Annotated in this window: 18 protein-coding genes; 13 read left to right on the top strand and 5 right to left on the bottom strand. The window is 46.7% G+C overall.

Going from position 1 to position 21,876, the window contains the following annotated elements; genetic code table 11:
* Positions 1-52: 52 nt before the first annotated feature.
* Complete coding sequence (locus tag V7Z60_RS02795; protein ID WP_334116119.1) at positions 53-895, bottom strand: YitT family protein; 843 nt, start codon at positions 893-895, stop codon at positions 53-55.
* An 85-nt stretch (positions 896-980) separates the two neighbouring features.
* On the opposite strand from V7Z60_RS02795, the gene V7Z60_RS02800 reads away from it, so the two are divergent.
* The 6 genes from V7Z60_RS02800 (at position 981) to V7Z60_RS02825 (ending at position 9,212) form a co-directional block, all read left to right on the top strand.
* Positions 981-1,604 (top strand): Crp/Fnr family transcriptional regulator, encoded by a 624-nt coding sequence (locus V7Z60_RS02800; RefSeq protein ID WP_334116121.1) that lies wholly within the window; start codon positions 981-983, stop codon positions 1,602-1,604.
* A gap of 203 nt (positions 1,605-1,807) precedes the next feature.
* Positions 1,808-3,871 carry a methyl-accepting chemotaxis protein gene (locus V7Z60_RS02805; RefSeq protein WP_334116123.1) on the top strand — a complete coding sequence of 688 codons (2,064 nt, stop codon included), beginning with the start codon at positions 1,808-1,810 and terminating at the stop codon, positions 3,869-3,871.
* A 176-nt stretch (positions 3,872-4,047) separates the two neighbouring features.
* The gene (locus V7Z60_RS02810; RefSeq protein ID WP_334116125.1) at positions 4,048-6,393 is read left to right on the top strand and encodes an ABC transporter permease; all 2,346 of its coding nucleotides are present in this window, start codon (positions 4,048-4,050) and stop codon (positions 6,391-6,393) included.
* Between the two features lie 11 nt (positions 6,394-6,404).
* Positions 6,405-7,172, top strand: coding sequence for an ABC transporter ATP-binding protein (locus V7Z60_RS02815; protein WP_334116127.1), 768 nt, complete (start codon positions 6,405-6,407; stop codon positions 7,170-7,172).
* Between the two features lie 148 nt (positions 7,173-7,320).
* Positions 7,321-7,983, top strand: a complete 663-nt coding sequence (locus V7Z60_RS02820) for a response regulator transcription factor (RefSeq protein WP_334116129.1) — start codon at positions 7,321-7,323, stop codon at positions 7,981-7,983.
* A gap of 2 nt (positions 7,984-7,985) precedes the next feature.
* Entirely contained in the window at positions 7,986-9,212 is a 1,227-nt protein-coding gene (locus V7Z60_RS02825) for a sensor histidine kinase (RefSeq protein ID WP_334116131.1), read from the top strand.
* A 250-nt stretch (positions 9,213-9,462) separates the two neighbouring features.
* Here the strand turns inward: V7Z60_RS02825 and V7Z60_RS02830 are convergent, their stop codons facing one another.
* The 3 genes from V7Z60_RS02830 to V7Z60_RS02840 all read right to left on the bottom strand — a co-directional run bounded on the left by V7Z60_RS02830 (position 9,463) and on the right by V7Z60_RS02840 (position 12,201).
* Positions 9,463-10,347, bottom strand: a complete 885-nt coding sequence (locus V7Z60_RS02830; protein ID WP_442918887.1) for a YitT family protein — start codon at positions 10,345-10,347, stop codon at positions 9,463-9,465.
* Positions 10,348-10,453: 106 nt separating this feature from the next.
* Complete coding sequence (locus V7Z60_RS02835) at positions 10,454-11,764, bottom strand: MATE family efflux transporter (RefSeq protein WP_334116135.1); 1,311 nt, start codon at positions 11,762-11,764, stop codon at positions 10,454-10,456.
* A 2-nt stretch (positions 11,765-11,766) separates the two neighbouring features.
* Positions 11,767-12,201: a MarR family winged helix-turn-helix transcriptional regulator gene (locus V7Z60_RS02840; RefSeq protein ID WP_334116137.1), complete on the bottom strand. Its 435-nt coding sequence runs from the start codon at positions 12,199-12,201 to the stop codon at positions 11,767-11,769.
* A gap of 192 nt (positions 12,202-12,393) precedes the next feature.
* On the opposite strand from V7Z60_RS02840, the gene dapB reads away from it, so the two are divergent.
* The 7 genes from dapB (at position 12,394) to V7Z60_RS02875 (ending at position 21,255) form a co-directional block, all read left to right on the top strand.
* Positions 12,394-13,179, top strand: a complete 786-nt coding sequence (gene dapB / locus V7Z60_RS02845; protein WP_334116139.1) for a 4-hydroxy-tetrahydrodipicolinate reductase — start codon at positions 12,394-12,396, stop codon at positions 13,177-13,179.
* The gene (locus tag V7Z60_RS02850; RefSeq protein ID WP_334116141.1) at positions 13,176-14,378 is read left to right on the top strand and encodes a CCA tRNA nucleotidyltransferase; all 1,203 of its coding nucleotides are present in this window, start codon (positions 13,176-13,178) and stop codon (positions 14,376-14,378) included. The genes dapB and V7Z60_RS02850 overlap by 4 nt, the downstream gene beginning before the upstream one ends.
* A 50-nt stretch (positions 14,379-14,428) precedes the next feature.
* Complete coding sequence (locus V7Z60_RS02855) at positions 14,429-15,130, top strand: ABC transporter ATP-binding protein (RefSeq protein WP_334116142.1); 702 nt, start codon at positions 14,429-14,431, stop codon at positions 15,128-15,130.
* Between the two features lie 15 nt (positions 15,131-15,145).
* A complete protein-coding gene (locus V7Z60_RS02860) occupies positions 15,146-17,731 on the top strand; it encodes an ABC transporter permease (RefSeq protein WP_334116145.1) in 2,586 nt (861 codons plus the stop codon).
* 144 nt (positions 17,732-17,875) lie between these two features.
* The gene (locus tag V7Z60_RS02865) at positions 17,876-19,768 is read left to right on the top strand and encodes an ABC-F family ATP-binding cassette domain-containing protein (RefSeq protein WP_334116147.1); all 1,893 of its coding nucleotides are present in this window, start codon (positions 17,876-17,878) and stop codon (positions 19,766-19,768) included.
* A 12-nt stretch (positions 19,769-19,780) separates the two neighbouring features.
* Positions 19,781-20,737, top strand: a complete 957-nt coding sequence (locus tag V7Z60_RS02870) for a thymidylate synthase (protein ID WP_334116149.1) — start codon at positions 19,781-19,783, stop codon at positions 20,735-20,737.
* A gap of 14 nt (positions 20,738-20,751) precedes the next feature.
* Positions 20,752-21,255 carry a dihydrofolate reductase gene (locus V7Z60_RS02875; RefSeq protein WP_334116151.1) on the top strand — a complete coding sequence of 168 codons (504 nt, stop codon included), beginning with the start codon at positions 20,752-20,754 and terminating at the stop codon, positions 21,253-21,255.
* A gap of 66 nt (positions 21,256-21,321) precedes the next feature.
* Here the strand turns inward: V7Z60_RS02875 and V7Z60_RS02880 are convergent.
* Positions 21,322-21,876, bottom strand: a 555-nt coding sequence (locus V7Z60_RS02880) for a hypothetical protein (protein ID WP_334116153.1), incomplete at its 5' end; no start/stop codon positions are given.

Raw genomic sequence — 21,876 nt, forward strand, 5'->3', positions numbered from 1 at the left:
GTGGCAGCTGCGCAGAGGACACTTGAAATCCGCTTCTGAAAAAAAGCTTCTTTCATCTTTCGATTGTGTAGCCCCTGCCGCTGACCGAATGAACGTCATTGACGAAGATGAATGCAGTCGGATCCTCATCGACTGCAACCCGTTTGACGTCGGCAATCCGGTCATATCTGGTCACAATCAGGATGACCTTCATTTCATCACCGTGGTAGCCTGACTCGGCATCAAGCAGCGTCAGGCCGACGTCGACCTCATCATAGATGCGCTGCTTGATTTTTTCATGACGCTTTGACATGATCATGATTTCGCACTGCGACCTGCCGTAGGAGAGAACCCTGTTGACGGCAAGGGAGCAGACCATGATGACGATCAGACCGTAGACGTTCTTCATGAACGGGTTTCTGACAGCCTGTGCCAGAAGAACCGAACAGTCACACATATTCATGACGACAGCTACCGGGATTCCGAAGTGCCTGTTGAAGATGACGCCTAAAATGTCGAAACCTCCGTTCGAGCCGTCTCCTCTAAGCACCAGCCCGCTTCCGATTCCAAGCAGAAGCCCGCCGATGACCGCACTTGAAAGCGGATCGCTCTTCAGCGGTGCAAGGAACGTGCAGCGCTGGCAGATGTCAAGTCCAATCGGAAATGTCACGCTGACGAGCAGGGTTTTCAGCACGAACTCCCTGCTGATGAATATGTATCCCAGGACAAACAGGGCCATGTTGCAGCAAAATACCAGAACGGAAAGCGGCAGCGGAATCAGTTTTTCAATGATGACGGAAAGCCCGGTCACGCCGCCGACCGCAAATCCCTGCGGCAAAATGATCATCCCGAAGGCGACGTCAGTCAAGATGACACCGCTTGCAATCTTGATCAGAGACATGAATTTTTTGTTCATTGATAACACCTTCCTTCAGTTTTAGATTATAATGGACAACGTGAATGATTTTCTGTAGCCAATGCTACAAATGGAGGCGGCAGTCATGAAAGTTTCGGTTCCGGAAGAGTATTTTCCGTTGTTTGAGTCAATAGGAAGAAGAATGAGGGTCAGAGCAGGAGAATTCGTCTTCTGCGAAAGTGACGAGGCAAATGACATCTATCTTGTCATCGAAGGCCGGGTCCAGGTTTACCTTGGATCTGAAGACGGACGCCAGACGACGCTTGAAGTGCTGAAAAGCGGGCGGATCTTCGGGGATGCATCCTTTCTCGAGCATTCCGTTCGCCGGGCAAACATCGTGGCGGTGGTGGACACTGAACTGATTTCATGCCGCATGGATGACCTGATCCCTGTTCTTTCGGAAAATGCAGGTCTGATGATCATCATGATGCAGCATCTGACTTCAACCTGCAATTATCTCACGCACACAATCAACCGCCTGGTCAGCCTTACGGGGGAGCAGAAGGTGGCGGACTTTTTGCTGTCGGAAACGGACGAAAAGACGTCATCGATTCCATATACGCACGGGGATGTGGCTGAATGCCTTGCCATGCACCGGGTGACGGTGTCAAGGATTATGGAGAAGCTGAAGAATGAAGGCGCGGTTGATTACAGCCGTGGAATGATTCGGGTGCTTGACAGAAAAGGACTTGAGGAAATCATGAAATGAAGCTTCATAGTTATTTTGCGGTCTGTTTTTTTGCTGATAACATGGATAATTACCTGATAAAACAGCGCTATTTTCAAAGGAACGTAGCGATTTTTTTACAGACATTTTTTTAAAAACAATAACATAATCACTTAAATTATTTTTCTAATGTCCGATAATATTATGTTGTTGATATTTATAAATCAGAAAGGATTTGTATTATTATGGGTAGCTCAAAGAGACAAAAATCAATCGGACATTACATAATGTATATATTGCTTGGTGTCGGTATCATTCCGCTGATTGCAATGGTTATTGCAATCTACAATACGACCTCCGACCTGTTGATGGCGAGAAATGATTCCTCCAAGCAAAGTGCTGTCAATGTTGTTCAGGTGGAAAGGGAAAAACTTCAGAAGCAGACGAATTTTGTCCTGAAGAAGCTGGTTAATTATCCTGAAATTGCCGGTGGCAGGTATGATGAAAAGGTCATCAAGTCCCAGCTTCAGCGTGCAAAGGATTCATGCACGTACATCCAGACTGCGATTGTCGGTTATGATGATGACAAATATGTCAGCACAATTGCCGAGCCGGCAGACTACAAGGTCACAGCAAGGCCATGGTATACAAAGGCTGTTGCAAGTGAAGGCCAGATTGTCTTCACCAATCCGTACAAGAGCGCTGCCACAGGCAAGTATCTTGTAACGGCTTCCTATGCGGCAAGGACACGTCAGGGCAAGAGATACGTTGTCAGTGTCGATGTTGATTACTCCAGTATTGAAAAGACTCTTTCCAAGCTCAAGATTGGCAACACGGGCCGTGTGACGCTTGTTTCAAGAACAGGTATCGTTCTTGCTTCGCAGGGTGATGGGGCAAGCGGCTACAAGGAAGGTACGAATCTCAATGACAACAAGGTGTTCAAGGCCATCAAGAATGCCGGTCCGCGCAAGGGAACGGTTCACATTGACGGAACGTCCAAGGTGACTGACGTCTACTACGACAAGGGTGCTGTCGGAAGTGGCTCGTGGTCATTCGCTTCAGTCAAGAAGGACGACCTCAAGAAGGAACATGCTTCCATGATTGAGCACGCACTGATTGTTGCCGTCATTGTTGCAGTTCTGATTGTCATCTTCACGATCATGACTGTAAATGCCCTGAAGGCAATCGCAAACATTCTGATGGAATACATGGAAAAGGCCGGTTCTGGTCACTTCAAGAAGGTTCCGGAGAAATTCGAGAAGGCAAGTTCAATTGGTGCAAGGTTCGGCCAGAAACTGGTTGCTCCGTCTAAGAACGGGACTGAATTCAGCCGCATCGCCAATGCCTTCAATGAAATGGTCGAGCATATTGGCGAACTTCTTGAAAGCGTGAAGTCTCAGTCGGATAATGTTGCTGAAAAGTCTGACTCACTGCTTGAACTCTCGAAGCAGACGAACAAGGCCACTGAAGAAGTTGCCCAGACCATCACGGGCATTGCCGAAGTCACAAGTTCACAGGCACAGGAAACACAGGAAAGCGTATCTAAGCTCGAAGACCTGTCCAAGGTCATTGACAAACTGCATGACAGTGTCAATGTGATGAACAATGAATCTGATGAATCGGCCAAGATCAATCAGGAAAACATGGACACGATGGACAAGGTCAACAGCAACTGGGCAAGCGAGCTCGAAAACATGAAGGCCCTGTCACAGAGCGTTCAGACCATGAATGAAGACATTCAGGACATCACGAAGATCATCAACGTCATCAACGAGATTTCCCGTCAGACGAACCTTTTGGCATTGAATGCCTCCATTGAGGCGGCAAGTGCCGGAGAAGCCGGCAAGGGATTCTCCGTTGTTGCGGCTGAAATCAGAAAGCTTGCCGAACAAAGCGCTTCTTCAACGAAGGAAATTGAAGGCATCATCGACAACATCAAGCAGCAGTCAACGGAAATGGTCAACAAGACGAACAGCTCCGTTGAAGGCGGTCAGAAACAGTCCAAGCTGATCCAGGATGCAATCAGGTCAAGCATGGAAGTCTTCAAGCGCAACAAGGGCATGGCCGAAAAGGTTTCCGATGTTGCTGAGGTTTCGGACAGCATTGAAGAAGTTCAGGGAAAGGTTCTGGAAGGGCTCGAGAGCATTTCCGCCTCAACTCAGGAAAATGCCGCAGGTACCGAGGAAGTTTCCGCAAACTCCGAGGAAGTTTTGGCAACGATGGACGAATTCACACAGCATGTTTCAGATTTGCGTGACATTTCAAGTCATCTGAAGTCAGAAACTGACAAGCTCAAAGTTGAAAGATAGTCAATTATATTGAAAAAGAGGCCGGGTGAAATCCCGGTCTCTTTTTTATGAAGGCGACCTGACTTACCTTGTCCAGCGTTTCTTCAATTCTGCTGAAAAGTTTTTTGATTTAAGGATTGTTTAACAATTGATATGGCATAATCTAGTCATCGGATAAGGAAAAAGGAAGTGTGAAAATGTATCGCAATATTTTGAAGAAGGATCTGCAAAACAAGAAGACGATGAATGCCATCCTGTTGATCTTTATCATTCTGGCGGCAATGTTCATGTCAAGCAGCATCAACAACATCGTGTCAATTTCAAACGGAATCGAGAATTATTTCGACAAGGCAGAAGTCGGGAACTACCTGCTGCTGTCAAGAAGAGATGATGAAAAAAAGTTTGAAGACGGTTTTTCCAAGATGAGTGACGTAAGGAAAATGCGTATTGAAAGGCAAGTCAAATTCGGAAACAGTAATCTCATTAAAAACGGACACAGGCTCGATCTGGATAATGAAGGATACATCATTTCCGTCGACGGAGCAAGAATCAATTATTTTGACGATGACAATGAGAAGATCAAGTCGGTTAAACCGGGTGAGATTTACGCAAGCTACCCTTTTATTGACAACTATCATCTTAAGGCCGGTCAGGAAGTTGAAATCAGATTCGGGAAAAGCGTGCGCAAGTTAAAGATCAAGGGCGGATTCAAGGATGCAATTTTCGGATCATACATGGCCGGCAACCCGAAGATACTGGTCAATCAAAAAGACTATTCGTTCTTTAAAAATACAGGGAATGCGCAGGAAATCAGTGTTTTCTATCTTGACGTTTCCGATTCCGACAGTTTTGAAAACAAGCTTTCCGACTTGCCGCAGCCGATTTTCTCCTGCGACAGACAGATGCTGAAAATGACGCATTTCATCGATATGCTTGTTTCCGGCATCCTGTTTTTAATGAGCATCTGTCTGATCTTGATTTCGCTGGTCGTCTTAAAATTCACGATTTCGTTTACCCTGTCAGAGGAACTGCGCGAAATCGGAGTCATGAAAGCCGTCGGAATCGGCAATTTGAGAATCAAGGGACTGTATTTGACAAAATACTTTGCAATTGCCGCAGCAGGCTCATTTATAGGTTTCTTTACGGGGATACCGGTCGGTGACTACCTTTTGAAATCTGTCTCCAGGTCAATCGTTCTTTCGAGTCAGGGAAGCCTTTTGATCAACGTTTTAAGCTCAGTTCTCGTCATGGCAGTCGTCATGCTCTTTTGTTTCGGATGCACTGCAAAAATCAGGAAGGTTACGCCGATGGAAGCCATCAGGGAAGGCCAGAGCGGCGAACGTTACAGGCAAAAGGGGTGCCTGGAATTGAGCAGGTCTCCGCTGAAAACAAATTTTGCGATTGCCCTGAACGATGTTTTAAGCAATCCTCTGCGATATCTGACAATCGGACTGGTCTTTGTCATCAGCCTGGCAATGGTCCTGTCCCTGTCGACGATGACGTCGACGATAACCAGCGAAAAAATGCTTCCGACAGTCGGAATCGATATCAGCGATGCCTATATCGACACTGCAAAGCTTAAGGAAGAATCCGGAACGGGGTACGTTAAGCAGGGCGTAAGAGAAATTGAAGAAAAACTCAATGATGCAGGGATGCCGGCCAGGGTCGATCTGAAAATTTCCTACAATTATCTGATTGAGCACGGCAGGAGAATGCAAATGGTTCAGTGTCAGAAGGCAATCGCTAAAAATAATTCTGATGACTGCCAGTATGTCAAGGGCGATGCCCCCAAAAGCGCTTATGAAGTTGCAATCACGGACGTCGTTGCCAAAAAGCTCAATGCGAAAATCGGTGACAGGATAATAATCAACCGTCCCGAAGGCAGAAGAAGATTCCTTGTGACGGGGATTTTTGAAAGCATGAACAATCTCGGTGGAACAATCCGCCTGTATGATGGTCTGGATACTGAAAAGTCGATTGTCTCAGGGGCGTTGGCATATCAGATCAACTTTGATGATCATCCGACGCAGGCTGTGATTCAAAAAAGGGTCGGGAAAATGAAGAAGATTTTTAAAACCAAAAAAGTCATGACCGCCTCTGAATATTCAACCAAGGTCACTGGTGCTTCTGACATTGTCAATGGTTTGAAGAATGCAATGCTGCTTGTCGCCTTGATTTCGATCGGACTCGTGTCCCTTCTGGTCGAGCGCTCCTTTATCATCAAGGAAACAAGCGAACTGGCATTGCTTAAGGCAATCGGGTTCAGGAACCGGACTTTGACCGGCATTCATACGCTGCGCTTCGTGATTGTCGGACTGATTTCGTCTGTTGTTGCGATCCTGGTTTCTCCGGTATTTACAAACGTTTTTGGTTCAGCCGTCTTCTCCAACCTGGGCTTGAAGCACGTCAGCTATGTCAGCGATCCGCTCAGAAACTGGCTGATCTATCCCGCAGTCGTCATGTTGACGATGTTCTCATGCATTTTTGCAACAGCGCAGATTATCAGAAGAATCAAGGCAAGTCAGGTTTCAAACATTGATTAGGAGGAAAAACTATGGTAAAGGTTCTGGAAGCGGAAAATCTCTGCAAAACCTACGTGATTAACAAATATCAAAACAATGTGCTTCGCAACGTCAGCTTTTCAATTGAAGAAGGTGAGATGGTTGCCATTATGGGACCATCCGGCTCGGGTAAATCCACGCTTCTTTATTCGGTGTCGGGAATGGACCGTCCGACTGCCGGAAAATGCATGTTCATGGGCAGGGAAATTTCAAAGATGAATGAAAGGGAACTTGCGGATTTACGCCTGAACGAGATGGGATTCATCTTTCAGCAAATGTACATGCTGAAGAATCTGACCGTTCAGGACAACATTCTGCTGCCTGCGCTTGAATCAAGAAAGAACAAGGCAACAAGAAAAGAGAAGCTTGAGTATTCGCGGGAGCTCATGCGAAAGCTTGAAATCATCGGCATTGCCCGCAATGACATCAATGAAGTCTCGGGAGGACAGCTTCAGCGTGCATGCATCTGCCGGAGCATGATCAACCATCCGAAGATGATTTTTGCGGATGAGCCTACGGGGGCTTTGAACCGCACTTCGTCTGACGAAGTGATGGATCAGCTTGCGAAGCTGAACCGGGAAGGGACGACAATCATGATGGTTACTCACGATGCCAAGGTCGCCTGCAAGTGTTCAAGGGTCTTGTACATCGTTGACGGCAACATCAAGGGTGAATTCAACCTTGGAACGTACATCAACAAGGCAGATCTTGAAAAGAGAGAACGAACGCTCAGCAACTGGCTGATGGAACTGGGATGGTAAACGGGGATTTGTATGTACATTGAGATGAATCAATCAACCTCTTTGTTGGCAAAGGTTGCATTTAGCAAGCAACGTAAATACATTTTAGTTGACTGGTTAACGGTTAACGAATATAATATTTCTAACAAGGTAAGGTTGAGGAAAAGACATGGATATACTGATTGTTGAGGATAATAATGAAATTGCCGAAGTCTTGCGCGACTTTCTTCTGGCTGAACATTTTGAGGTGGAAATTGCCGGAAGCGGAGAGCAGGCGTTGAAGTTATTTGAAGAAAAAGGCGCAAAGCTCGTGATTTTAGACATCATGCTTCCGGGAATGGACGGCCTTTCCGTCTGCCGGCGTCTGCGGATGCGGGAGGATACGCCGATTCTGATGCTCAGTGCGCGCATAAAAAAGGAAGACAAGCTGAACGGACTGCTTGCCGGGGCTGATGATTATATCGAAAAGCCCTATGACATCGATCTGCTGATGGCCAAGGTCAAGGGAATCTTCAGACGACGCTACAGCAGCGAGCGCATCGTGGTTGGCAATGTCATGATTGACAAGATTCAGGAAAGAGCATATCGAAGCGGAAGGGAACTTGATCTGACAAACAAGGAATTTGCGCTTCTGCTTTATCTTTGCGAAAATCGTGGACAGGTTATCTCGAAAGAAACATTGTTTGCCCATGTCTGGGGATCTGACAGCTTTTCTGAATTGCAGACGCTGACAGTTCATATTAAGTGGCTGCGGGAAAAAATCGAAGACGACCCCAAGAATCCGAAACGAATCAGGACGGTTTGGGGGAAGGGATATCGATATGAGGCATAGTCATGAAAAATTATAACCGCCTGATGATTGCGGTGCTTTTGATCCTGGCGTTTGGTTTCTTTGAAATGAACCGTGCATTTTACAGTGAGAAGGAAGAAACTGAAAGGATGCATGTCGTTCAGATTGAACGACTTTCGCAAAGCATCAGACAGTCAAGAAACTATTCGCTGAAAGATTATCCGCTGATTAGAAAAGTGGTTTCGACCAAACATCCTTCTAATGAATTTTTGCAATCTGACGACTATGATTCGGCCGTCCGAAAGATAAACGGCCGTTTTTACCGGTTTGATTACGTTTCGTCAAGTGATGAACTGAATTTCAGATACGTTGAGGCAATTTACGCTGCGGTTTTCATGGTGATTGCCGGAGTCCTGCTCTTTGTCAGATTAAGAGTCATCAAGCCGGCCGAAATTTTGTCAAACGTTTCTGAAGAAATTGCCAGGGGAAATCTGACCATGCCAATCAAGGAGCAGAAATGGAGCTTTTTCGGCAGGACGGCATGGGGGATTGATGTTTTGAGAGCAGAGCTTGAGCAGCAGAAAAAGGATAATCTCGAGTTTGAAAAAGAGCACAAGACGATGATCCTTTCGATTTCTCATGACATCAAAACACCGCTTGCAAGCATTAAACTGTATGCTCAGGCATTGACCCACGGGCTGTATCGGGATCAACGGAAGGTAGAAGAGGTTTATCGGAAGATTGATGACAATGCCAGCGAGATTGAAGGAAAGCTTGCGGAGATCATCAGTGCCTCAAGGGACAATTTTCTAAAACTTGACGTTAAGGAAGGGGAATTCTACTGTTCAGGACTGATTGGTGAAATCAGAAGATATTACGAAGACAAGATGGAAATCGAACAGACCGAATTTGAGATTGGGTCTTATGCTGACTGTCTTTTGCACGGAGATCTTGACCGGGCAGTCGAAGTCCTGCAGAACGTGCTTGAAAATGCAATTAAGTATGGAAACGGCAGGTATGTCAAAATAAGCTTTGAGGAAGAAGAGGATTGCATGCTGATTACGGTTGCAAACAGCGGCTGCAGTCTTTCCGAAGAAGAAATCGCCAATGTTTTTGAAAGCTTCTGGCGGGGAGCAAATTCTGAAAACATCAGGGGAAGCGGGTTAGGACTTTATATTTGTCAGCAACTGATGCAAATGATGGATGGTGCGGTTTTTGCGCAGAGACGAGAAGATGAGATGCGGGTCACTGCAGTTTTCAGAAAAGTCTGAGAACTTAAATAATTTTTGAGCAGGCGTTCCCTGACAGAAGGGGAGCGCTTGTTTTTTTGCAGGTATCAAGGTCAATGCAAGGCACAATAGATAGTTACTTTAACTAAGGACATAAACCAGAAGCCTTTTCATGCCCTGACTTGAGGAATAATATATTCTTACTTTAACTAATAAACAAGACAACTAAACACCAACAGAGGAGGTCATTCCTATTAAAAAAGCCAGACCCTTCGATCCGACTTACAAGTATTTATTTCATGAACTTCGTTGGCTTTTTCTCATAGGTAAATCCTTCTCCAAGAACTTCATTGACATCGATGATTGAGATGAATGCACTGCTGTCGATGTTTTCGACAATCCGTTTGGCAATTGTCAGTTCAGTCGAACTGATGACGCTGTAAACTGCCTTCTTTTCCTGCCCCGAATATCCGCCCTCAGCCTTGAAGAAACTGACTCCGCGATCAAGCTGACGCATGAGTTCATTTGCGATTTCATCGTTTTTTGAAGAGATGATGATCAAACCGCGGGCAGAGTAGGAACCTTCCTGAATGAAGTCAACAATCTTTGAAAAGACGTATGAAGCAAGCAGCGTATACATCATTTGTCTGAGATTGAGATAGGAAAGAGAAAGCGTCAGGACCAAAACGTCAAGTGACAGCAAGGTCTTGCCCATCGAAATTCCCTTCTGCTTTTCGAGAATTCTTGCAACGACGTCGGTTCCACCGGTGGTTCCGCCGAACCGGTAAATCAAACCGGAACCAAGGCCCCCGAAGAAGCCGGCTAAAATCCCCGCAAGAAACATGTCGTGCTGGACGGAAAGATTGACGGGCAGGGAAACACGCTGCCACAGCCAGATGAAAAACGACAGGCCAAGCGTTCCGTAGACGGTATACAGCAGGGATTTTTTCCCAAGGTACCTGTAACCGATCAAAATCAACGGCACGTTGATCAGAACCGTCGTATATGCCGGATCAATATGCAGCCAGTAGCGAATGATCAGCGTCACGCCGGTAACTCCGCCTTCTGCCAGATTATTGGCGATATTGACGTTTACCAGTCCGTATCCGTAAAATGCGCACCCCAATGCAATCATCAGGAAATCCAGGACATGAATTTTATCCTTATTCACAATCATACCTCCATATTATGACGAACTTAACATCTTCATCATATCACGTCAGGGGAGAATTTGCTGAATATGAGCGAAAACTTATTATCTAATATGAAATCTTATTTCAAGCTCAGCTTAATTGTGCCCTTTCGCTTTTGTCGACGACCATCTTCAGGACATACGCCAGGATTGCAGAGAGTATTCTGGCAAAAACGCTGCTCCACCAGACCATGATCTGTCCGCCGAACAGAGGGGGCAGAATCAGCATCAAAATCAGCATCAAAACAGGTTCGATGAACGTCAGGACATATGAAAATGCAGTCTTTTCGGTCGCATAAAAGCTCGCAGTGGCAATGCGGCTGATTGAAACAAACGGAACGGAAACCAGAAAGACCGGAATGATCCTTCCAATCTCTGCATTTACCGAAGCGGACGTTCCGAACAAGTCACCGATGGCACCTTTTGCATAAAACGTAGCAAAACATCCGAGCAAAGCGAGAATCAGCGCAAAGACATATGCCATATCGCGCGTAATTTTCAGCTTATGCAGGTCTTTAGCGCCATAATAGCGGCTCATCAGCGGCTGACTGCCATCTCCGACTCCTTGTAGTACCAGGTAGATGACGCAGATGACGTAGGAAATGCATGCATACGTCGCAACGGCCCTGTCGCCTCCGTACTTGATCGAAAACCAATTGATGATGACCAGGGAAATATTGGGAGCAAGCGACATTCCGAACGGAGCAATCCCGACCTTGATCACGGGTCCGCTGATTTTCTGGATGACTTTCAGCGGGATTTTCAGACTGATGCTGCTTTTCTTCAGCAGATAGACCAATGCAAGTAAAAACGTCAGTCCTTCGCCTAAAATCGTTGCCAGACCGGCCCCCGTCATGCCAAGGTCCAAGACCCAGACCAGAAGCCAGTCAAGGACGATGTTCGTGACAAACCCGCTGATCATGGCCACCATGGAGAAGAAGGCTCCACCGTAGTTTCTGATCATCGGAATCAGACCGGTACTGCCGATTTGCAAAAAGGCTCCGAGCGCAATCACGCGGATATAAACTGTCCCCATTTCAAGCAGGGTTCCCTTTGCACCGAGCAGACTGACGAAAAATTCAGGGAAGAGTCCTGCTGAAAGGGTGATGATGATGCTTGAAAAAATCAGGAGCCAAAGCGTTCCGTTGACAAAATTCATTGCCTTTTCCGGCCTGCCCTGAGCCGAACTGATTGAATACTGAACGGCTCCGCCCATTCCAATTCCGGTTCCGACGGCTAAAATGACGGCCGTGATCGGATAGGCAACGTTGATTGCGGAAAGGCCAATGTCGCCCATTGTATTTCCAACGAAAAATCCGTCAACGATTGCATAGACTCCGGAAAGGGCAAATGAGAGCACGGAAGGGATGACGTATTTCATAAAAGTTCTCAAGTCAGACATTTTTACACCTCGTTTAAGTTACGTTCGAACAGGACGTTGAACAGATCAAGAGTCTCAACGGCTGAAGCAATGCGGTCGGATCCGATCTGATGACAGATCTGCCTTTCTGCGTCAAGAAGAGGTCCGATTTTCTCCAGTGCATAGTCCCGTCCCGCATCCGTCAGGGAGATGACGCGTGAGCGCTTGTCCGTCTTCGATGGCGTCATTTCAATCAGACCGTGCTTTTCCAAATCATGCACGACGGTGTTGACAGTCTGCTTGACGATGCCGCAATGTTCTGCAATTTCCTTTTGAGAACTGCATTTGAAGGCATAAAGACCATAAAGCACCATCATTTCAGGATAGCCCATTCCATTTTTAGCGGCCCATCTGGAATAAAGCATGTTACTTTTGAACCAGGTCAGATCGATGCTCATGTTAAGTGAGTAATCCGGCATAAATAATTCCTCCATCATTTGAATCGATATATCAGTATACTATACTAGTATGTTATCGGACTAAAATCAAGTTCTTTCGGAACGCGGTAAAGTTTGATTGCGAATAAGCAGGAAAATGTGTAAAATTATAGTGATACAGGCGATTTCCTGAAGGGAATTCAAAGAATACTGTTACAAAAAGGAATGATATAAATGGTTAAAGTATTAGTAGCCGGTTTCAAGGGACGCATGGGGAATACGACCGTTCAAATGGTTCTCGAACATGATGGTTTTGATCTGGTAGGCGTTTTTGATCCATGTGCCAGGGAAAAGAACCTCAATGAAAATGCAGAATATAAGGATACGGACGTGCCGGTTTATGTTTCGCGCGATGAAATCAAAACGGATGCTGAGGTCTGGATTGACTTCACTGCACCAAGTGCCGTTTTTGAAAATGCGAAATTTGCCTTGGAAAACCACATCAGTCCGGTAATCGGAACGACGGGAATGAGCGATGATCAAGTTGCCGAACTTCAGGCGCTTGCAAAGAAAGAACATGTTGGCGGACTCATTGCACCGAACTTCGGCATCTCGGCCGTCCTGCTGATGCAGTTCGCAAAGAAGGCAGCCGAATATCTGCCGGACGTCGAAATCATCGAGATGCATCATGACAACAAGCTGGACGCTCCGTCCGGCACGGCCATCAATACCGCCAAAATGATTGCTGAAGTCCGCAAGGCACACAAACAGGGCAACCCGGATGAAAAGGAAACCATGGCAGGCGCTCGCGGCGCTGATTACGAAGGCATGCGCATCCATGCCGTTCGTCTGCCGGGATACGTTGCTCATGAGCAGGTTCTCTTCGGTGGGAAAGGCGAGGCCCTGACGATTCGTCAGGATTCGTTTGACCGGATTTCATTCATGTCGGGCGTTGCCGTAGCAACTGAAAAGATCCGCAACTATGATGAATTGATGATTGGATTGGAAAATCTCTTATGATTGTAAGGAAACTTCCGCAAGAATTTCTTGATGCCAGACCGGTTATTGAAACAATCAGGCAGGCCGGATTTGAAGCTTATTTTGTCGGCGGAAGCGTCCGTGACACGCTGCTCGGGATTCCGATTCATGACGTTGACATTGCCACGAGCGCATACCCTCAGGAAATCAAGAGTATTTTCAAAAAGACCGTTGATACCGGTATTCAGCACGGAACGGTGATGGTTCTGGATCATGGCGAGGGTTATGAGGTTACGACCTTCAGAACCGAATCGACCTATCAGGATTTCAGACGTCCCGATCATGTGACGTTTGTCCGTTCGCTTGAGGAAGATCTGAAAAGACGGGACTTGACAATCAACGCACTTGCGATGGATGAAACGGGCAGAATCGTTGACATGTTTGACGGATTGAACGACTTGCAAGACAGACGTTTGAAGGCTGTCGGTGATGCGCATGAGCGATTCCACGAAGATGCCTTGAGAATGATGCGCACGATTCGTTTCGCAAGTCAGCTTGATTTTAAAATTGAAGAGAAGACATTGCGGGCTATTGGAGAAAATGCGGCTTTGCTCGAAAAAATCGCCGTTGAGCGCATTCATGTCGAATGGATCAAGCTGCTTACGGGCAAAAATCCCGGCCGCGGACTGAGCGCATTCTATGAGACGAAATTGTATCAGCATTGTCCGATGTTTGCAGAATACGGCGAAACGTTTAACAGACTTTCAAGAAGGAAGCTGGAAATTAAAGATGAAATCGAAGCCTGGACGCTGCTTTCATACTGTCTGAAGATGGATGGAAAAGATTCGGCAAAGCTTTTGCGGGCATGGAAGTCGTCAAACGAGACGATTGCTCAAACTGCCAAAGCGGTTGCAGCATTGGAAAGCATTGCAGCCCGAAGCGTTACGCGTCTTACATTGTATAACGCTGGAGAAGCAGGTCTGAAAACTGCTTTGGCAGCTGCAAGGCAATTGGAAATCACCGTTGATGAAGACAAGTTGATTAATGACTACCGTACTCTTCCAATCAAGTCGAAAAAAGACCTTAAGGTAAACGGCGGGGACTTGATTAAGGAAGCAGGAATCAAGCCGGGACCGAAGATGGGAGAAATCCTTGATTACCTTGAGGAAGAGGTTTTGTTCGGACGAGTCGAAAATGAAAAGGCGCCTTTGCTCGAGCTGGCAGGGAAAAGAACAGAATAGGCATGGCACGTCGTTTGGCGTGCTTTTTTTAAAGAGAAAGAAGGATCAGTATGGCATATATCGAAGTGAAGCACCTGTACAAGCGTTATCACATGGGAGAAAACGTCATTGAGGCCAACCGGGACGTTAATTTCGAAATCGAAAAAGGCGAGCTGGTGATCATCCTCGGGACTTCAGGCGCAGGAAAGTCAACGCTGCTCAATGTTTTAGGCGGAATGGACGTCTTTGACGAAGGCGAAGTCATTATTGACGGCACCGATATTGCAAAGTTCAATGACCGCAGGCGGACGGACTACAGGAGAAACGACATCGGTTTTGTCTTTCAGTTCTATAATCTGGTCGCCAATCTGACTGCTAAGGAAAATGTCGAACTGGCTGTTGAAATCGTTTCTGACTCGCTTGATCCGGTCAAAGTTCTGACGGACGTCGGCTTAAAGGAGCGCATTGACAATTTTCCGGCACAGCTTTCGGGAGGAGAGCAGCAGCGCGTTTCAATTGCCAGGGCAGTTGCCAAGCAGCCCAAACTTCTGTTATGCGATGAACCGACCGGTGCCCTGGATTACGAAACGGGCAAACAGGTTTTGAAGATTTTGCAGGACATGTCGCGAAAAAACGGGACGACAGTCGTGATCGTCACGCATAATTCTTCTTTGGCACCGATTGCCGACCGCGTGGTTCATATGAGGGATGCGACCGTCAGCCGCATTGAGATCAACGACCATCCGATGGATATTGAAAAGCTTGAGTATTAACGCGAGGTAACGGAAATGAAAAGGAAAAAATACTGGAAAGACGTTTTCCATGCCTTTACGGTCTCATTCGGAAGAACGCTGTCAGTCGTTTTCTTATTGGCACTTGGCGCAATGGCATTGACGGGCTTGAAGGTGACGGGACCGAATATGCAGAATACCGCTCAGGAATATGTATCGAAAACAAAAATGGCTGATTTTTACGTCACGTCGGACTATGGACTGACCGGGACGGAGAAGGCGGAACTGAACAAAATCAAGGGAGTTCAAGTTGAACTGGCAAATTTGACCGACGTCACCATCAAACATACGAACAGTGCCGTTCGGATTTTCTCGGTTCCGAAAAAAATGTCTCTGTGTACGCTGATTTCCGGCAGAATGCCAAAAAACGACACGGAGATTGTCTTAGGTCCGTCTCTTCAGAAAAAATACAGAGTCGGCGACAAAATCGTTTTTTCAAAGGACAAGGCAAGACTTTTGCAAAAAAACGCCTATACGGTTGTCGGATTCGCCAAGTCGGCCGATATCTGGGACAATTCGACCATGGGAAGCTCTTCTGCGGGGACAGGTGAACTGAAAGGATATGCGTTTGTTTCCAAAAAAGCGTTCGACTCTGCATTTTATACGATTGGAAGAATCAGGTTCGACAATCTGGCCAGTTATCCCTACTATACGGATGACTATGACAAGAAGGCAGAAGATGACCAGAGAATTCTCAAAGACAGGCTTAAAGAAATCGGCCGGACAAGGCTTGATCAGCTGAAAGCACAACCGTTGAAAGAAATTGAAAGGACGAAGCAGAAACTGACTGGTCTTAAAGAAGACATCGAACAGGCAAAAAGAAACGGCGTTCCCGCTTTGATGCTTGAAAAGCAGCAGGAACAGTACAATCGGGGAATAGCGAAAGTCAAAGCGGGCGAAAACAAGATTTCACGGATGAAAAGACCTGCCTACACAATTGATACCAGAAAAGGCATCGCCGGCTCAGACGGTTATGAAACCTATAAGAATGCAACAACGAGCATTTCGGCGGTCGGCAACGTCTTTCCGGTGGTGCTGTATCTTGTCGCTGCGCTGGTGACCCTGACGACGATGACGAGATTTGTGGATGAGGAACGTCTGAATGCGGGACTGCTCCGTGCCCTTGGTTATACGAAACGGCAAGTGATTTCCAAATTTGTCATTTATGGTTTTGTGACAAGCATGTCAGGGACTTTAATCGGCATTCTGGTCGGCAACTTCCTTTTGTCGCCGATGATCAGCGACATCATTTCGAAAACTACGGTTGTCGGTTCCGAAAAGCTCGGCTTCTACTTGTCATATACGCTTCTTACGGTTGCGGCAGCACTCATCTCGTCCGTCCTTCCGGCATTGCTGGTTGCCAGACGGAATCTCAGCGAAGATCCTGCTCGTTTGATGCTGCCAAAGCCCCCGGTTTCCGGCTCGAAGATTCTGCTGGAAAAGATACCGTTTCTTTGGCAAAGGCTGTCATTTACGCAAAAGGTAACCGCAAGAAATATTTTCCGCTACAAACAGCGCATGCTGATGACGATTTTTGGCGTGGCAGGCTCGGTCGCCCTGCTGTTTTCCGGCCTTGGCATCCAGACATCGGTTTCCGGCGTTTCCAGGCGACAGTTCGGACAGATTCTCAAATATGACATGCTTGTGTTCAGGAATTCAGGAAAATCAGCTGATAAAAGGGCTGAATCGAATCAGCTGCTGGCAAAAAAGGCACGGGCTTGGGAAAATATCATGATTAAATCGGTTCATGGTAAAAATAACAGCTCACTGTTCGTTTTTCCGGACAGCAACATAAATTCGTTCGTTGATCTGCATGAAAGACAAAGTGATCAGAAAATTTCCCTGGGAGATTCCGGTGCCGTATTTTCAGAAAAGCTCGCAAGTCTCTACGGAGTGAAAAAGGGTGATTCAGTCAGGCTTAAAATCAACGGCAGAAAAGTCAGGGTCAAGGTTTCGGGAGTTGCCGAAATGTATGCCGGACACTTCATCTACATGACGAAGGCTTATTATGAAAGGGCAGTGCATGATTCGTATCGGTCCAATGTCGCAATCGTCAGGTTAAGGGATCAGGACATCGAAAACGTCGAAAATACCGCGGCGGACTTCATCAAGCTTCCTGACGTCTACAGCGTGTCTCAAAATACGTCTTTGATCAGACAGCTTGCTTCCGTCGTTGATTCGCTGCAAATGGTCATGGTGATCCTGACCGTACTGTCCGTTCTGCTTGCCATTGTCATTCTCTATAATCTGACCAACATCAATGTTGCAGAACGGATTCGCGAGCTTTCGACCGTTAAGGTTCTTGGGTTTCACAACAGGGAAGTTACTCTTTACATCTATCGCGAAACCATCGTGCTGTCGGTCGCAGGAATTGTTTCAGGCCTTTTCTTCGGGCAGATCATGCATAAAATCATCCTGAAGATGATCGGTTCCGATTACATCATGTTTGATCCGAGCGTGCCGCTTGGAGTCTATCTGATTCCCGTGGCGGCAATCGTCTTCATCCTCTTTGTCCTGGGATGTTTCGTCAACCACAGGCTGAAGGGAATCGACATGCTGGAAGCGTTGAAGTCCGTTGACTAGCATGATTGGCGATGCTGAAGGAAGCAGAATGGACATTTCCTGCCGAATGACGGGTAAATGATTTTCCATATAAAGATTTTAGGTTATGGGTATGATATAATTTTAGTTGATTACATTCTCAAAAAAGACGAAGAAAGTGAAATTATGCAGACATTAAGGATTGAACATTTAACCAAGACCTATGGCGAAAAGACGTTGTTTGAGGATGCTGACTTCATCATCAACGAACACGACCGCATCGGTCTGATCGGAACGAACGGTTCAGGAAAGACAACACTGCTCAACGCAATCAGCGGAATCGATCCGGCTGATTCGGGAGAACTGACTGCCCCGAACGATTATCGCATCGGGTATTTGAAGCAGATTCCCGAACTTGATGATTCAAAAACGATTATCGAGGCTGTTTTTGAAGGAGCAGGACCGGTTTTTCAAACCATCAGAAATTACGAAGAGGCACTGGAAGCATACGGGGCAGATCCTGAAAACGAAAAGCTGGCCAGGCGCTATGCCGATGCCGAAGACAAGATGAATCAGGAAGATGCATGGACCGCAGAAAGCGATGTCAAGACGATCTTGACGCAGCTTCACATCAGCGACTGGAACCAGAGAATCGGCACTCTTTCGGGCGGGCAGCTGAAACGCGTCGGGCTGGCTCAGGTTTTGATTCAGGCACCGGATCTTCTGATTTTAGACGAACCGACGAATCATCTTGATTTTGATTCGATCGAGTGGCTTCAAAGCTACCTTGCTTCATACAAGGGGGCGCTTCTGGTCGTTACGCACGACCGGTATTTCCTGGATCAGATTGCTTCGCGGATCATTGAGCTTTCGTTTGGAAAACTGTATTTCTATACCGGAAACTATCAGGATTTCGTTGCGCAAAAAGCAGAACGAATCGAACGCGAACTGGCTGCCGAACACAAGCAGCAGCAGCTTTACAAAAAAGAGCTTGCCTGGATGCGTACCGGAGCCAAGGCCAGAACTACCAAGCAACAGGCTCGCATCAATCATTTCAACGAGTTGAAGGATAACCTGAACAAAGTGCAGGTTGACGGAAAAGTCGACATCAGTCTTGGCCAGACGCGGCTCGGCAAAAAAGTGCTCGAAGTCAGGAAAGGATCGCTGACGCTTCAGAATCACAAGATTATCAATGATTTTGATCTGCTGGTCAAAGCCGGTGACAGAATCGGAATCACCGGCGTCAATGGTGCCGGCAAATCCAGTTTTTTGAACATGCTTGCAGGCGATTTGCCGCTTGATTCGGGCGAGCTGATTGTCGGTGAAACCGTTAAGCTGGCCTACTATCGGCAACAAACGGAGAAAATCCCCGAAGACAAGCGGATCATCAATTACTTGAACGAAGTCGGACAAAGCGTCGTCAACAAAAACGGCGAACGCGTCAGCACGACACAGCTGCTCGAACAGTTTCTTTTTCCGCGTTTCATGCATGGAACCCTGATCAGAAAATTATCGGGCGGCGAAAAGAGAAGACTGTACCTGCTGAAATTATTGATGTCTTCACCAAACGTGCTGCTGCTTGACGAACCGACCAATGATCTTGACATCGGAACCCTGACGATTCTTGAGGATTATCTCGAATCGTTCGCGGGAACGGTCATCACCGTTTCTCATGACCGCTATTTTCTGGACAAGGTTGCATCAGACCTTCTGATCTTCAAGGGTCAGGCACAGATAACCCGTTATACGGGAATGTTCACCGACTATCTGAAGCAGGAAGCTCATGATGAAAGAGAAACTGTCATACCGCAAGAAAGCAGCGAAGATTCTTCAACGGAAGAAAAGAAAGTCCCGAAAGAAAAAACCAGGCTGACTTATGCGGAACAAATGGAGTTTGACAAGCTGGAACAGGAAATTGAAGAGCTTGACGAACGCAAGACGAGGATTCAGGAGGAAATGAATGACGTTCCGGGATCGGATTACGGCAGGCTTGGCGATTTGCAGCGTCAGATTGACGAAATAGATCAGCGGAGCGAAGAAGCAATGGAACGCTGGGAGTATTTAGGACAGTATGTATAGGGAGGATTTACGATGGCAGAATTAGAAGAACCGTATTTGCAGCTGATCCGCGACATTTTGGATCATGGACACAGAAAAGACGACAGGACGAAGACAGGAACCTTAAGCCTGTTCGGATACCAGATGCGCTTTGATCTCAGCAGGGGATTCCCGCTGCTGACTACTAAAAGGGTTCCGCTGGGACTGATTAAGAGTGAGCTTTTATGGTTTTTAAACGGCGATACGAACATTCAGTATCTTCTTAAGCACAAAAACCACATTTGGGACGAATGGGCATTTAAGAAGTGGATTGAATCAGACGAGTACGAAGGACCCGATATGACGGATTTTGGCTTGCGCTGCCAGAAAGACCCTGAATTTGACAAAGTCTATCGGAAACAGATGAAGCTTTTTTGCGACAGAATGGTAAATGATGATGAATTTGCCGGAAAATACGGTGATTTGGGCAACGTTTACGGCGCACAATGGCGTCACTGGAAGACGAGCAAGGGCGAGACAATCGATCAGATCAGGAACGTGATCGAAGCAATCAAGACCAATCCTGATTCGAGGCGTCTGATTGTCACCGCATGGAATCCGGAGGACGTGCCGACAAGCGCTTTGCCTCCCTGCCATTCGCTGTTTCAATTTTACGTAAATGACGGGAAACTCAGCTGCCAGCTTTATCAGCGAAGCGGTGACGTTTTTTTAGGTGTGCCGTTCAACATCGCAAGCTACTCGTTGCTGACGCATCTGATTGCCCGCGAGTGCGGCCTTGAAGTCGGTGAGTTCGTGCATACTTTGGGGGATGCGCACATTTATTCGAATCATATCGAACAGGTTGAAGAACAGCTTGAAAGGACTCCGAAGAAGGCACCGACGTTATGGCTCAACCCTGAAAAGAAGCATTTGGAAGACTTTGACGTTGATGACATCAAGGTCATCGGCTATGATCCGGCACCGGCAATCAAGGCACCGGTTGCTGTCTGACAGGGGGCATTGAAATGTTAGCATATATCTGGGCTGAGGATTCCGAACACCATATCGGCATCAACGGAGGGCTTCCGTGGCACCTGCCGAATGATCTGGCCTATTTTAAGCGTCAGACACTGGGGCATCCGATGATTATGGGCAAAAGAACGTTTGACAGTTTCCCGACGCTTCTTCCCGGGAGGCTGCACGTTGTTTTGACCCACAGCATTGAATTTGAAAAAGAGTACGCGGATAATGATCAGGTCGTCGTTGTTCATGACGAAGACGATTTAAGAAAGTGGCTTGAGGAACACGATTCTGAAATGACGTTCGTCATCGGCGGTGCATCTTTGTTTGAAATGTTCAAGGATGACGTCGATCTGCTTTATGTCACGAAAATCAAAGGAAAGTTTGAAGCGGACACGACAATGCCGAAGCTTGAAATGGACCGTTTTGCCTTAAAATGCGAAGAAAAGGGAATGACGGACGAAAGGAATAAATATCAGCACACGTTCTTCGTGTATGAAAGAAAATAACTCAAAGAGCGCAGCCCGCATATTACTGTGGACTGCGCTCTTCAAGTCGTGACTATGCACGGCGAATTACATCAGTTGAACGGTTCCGCCTGATAACGAAATGCATAACGCCGCCAGTGCGCTGAGCGTGATTCCCGTCGGAACCAGAATATTTGAAATCAAGAACAGTTTTTCCCGGCTGAGCATGAACATCCCCAGTAAAGTCAAGACGGATGCGATTACGGAAATAAAATTCATTTGCGAAAAAACCAGGATGAAACTGGCGATGTAGCCGACCGCAAAGACAGGGTAGACAAAATTCCAATGCTTAAAATATCTGATGCTGGTGTAGATGATCATCAAAACTGCGACTCCGCACAGCAACCCGAACGAAACCCATCCGCCTGGAAAGAATTTCAAGCCGAAACAATACGGGAAAAGCGAGCTGACTGTGGCAATGATGGTGAAATCAAGCGAAATTTTGCCCATCGTCGTGCCGGCACGGGTATTGACCATGCTGACTGAAATAATTTGCAGAATTATATAAATCATGCATGTTCCGAACATGATTGAAACGGCTGTCGTCATACTGATATCCTTGGCCAGAATAGCCTTGACGATATTGACGATGCCGATGCCGCC

It is taken from the genome of Ligilactobacillus sp., from assembly GCF_036846325.1.
Lineage (GTDB): Bacteria > Bacillota > Bacilli > Lactobacillales > Lactobacillaceae > Ligilactobacillus.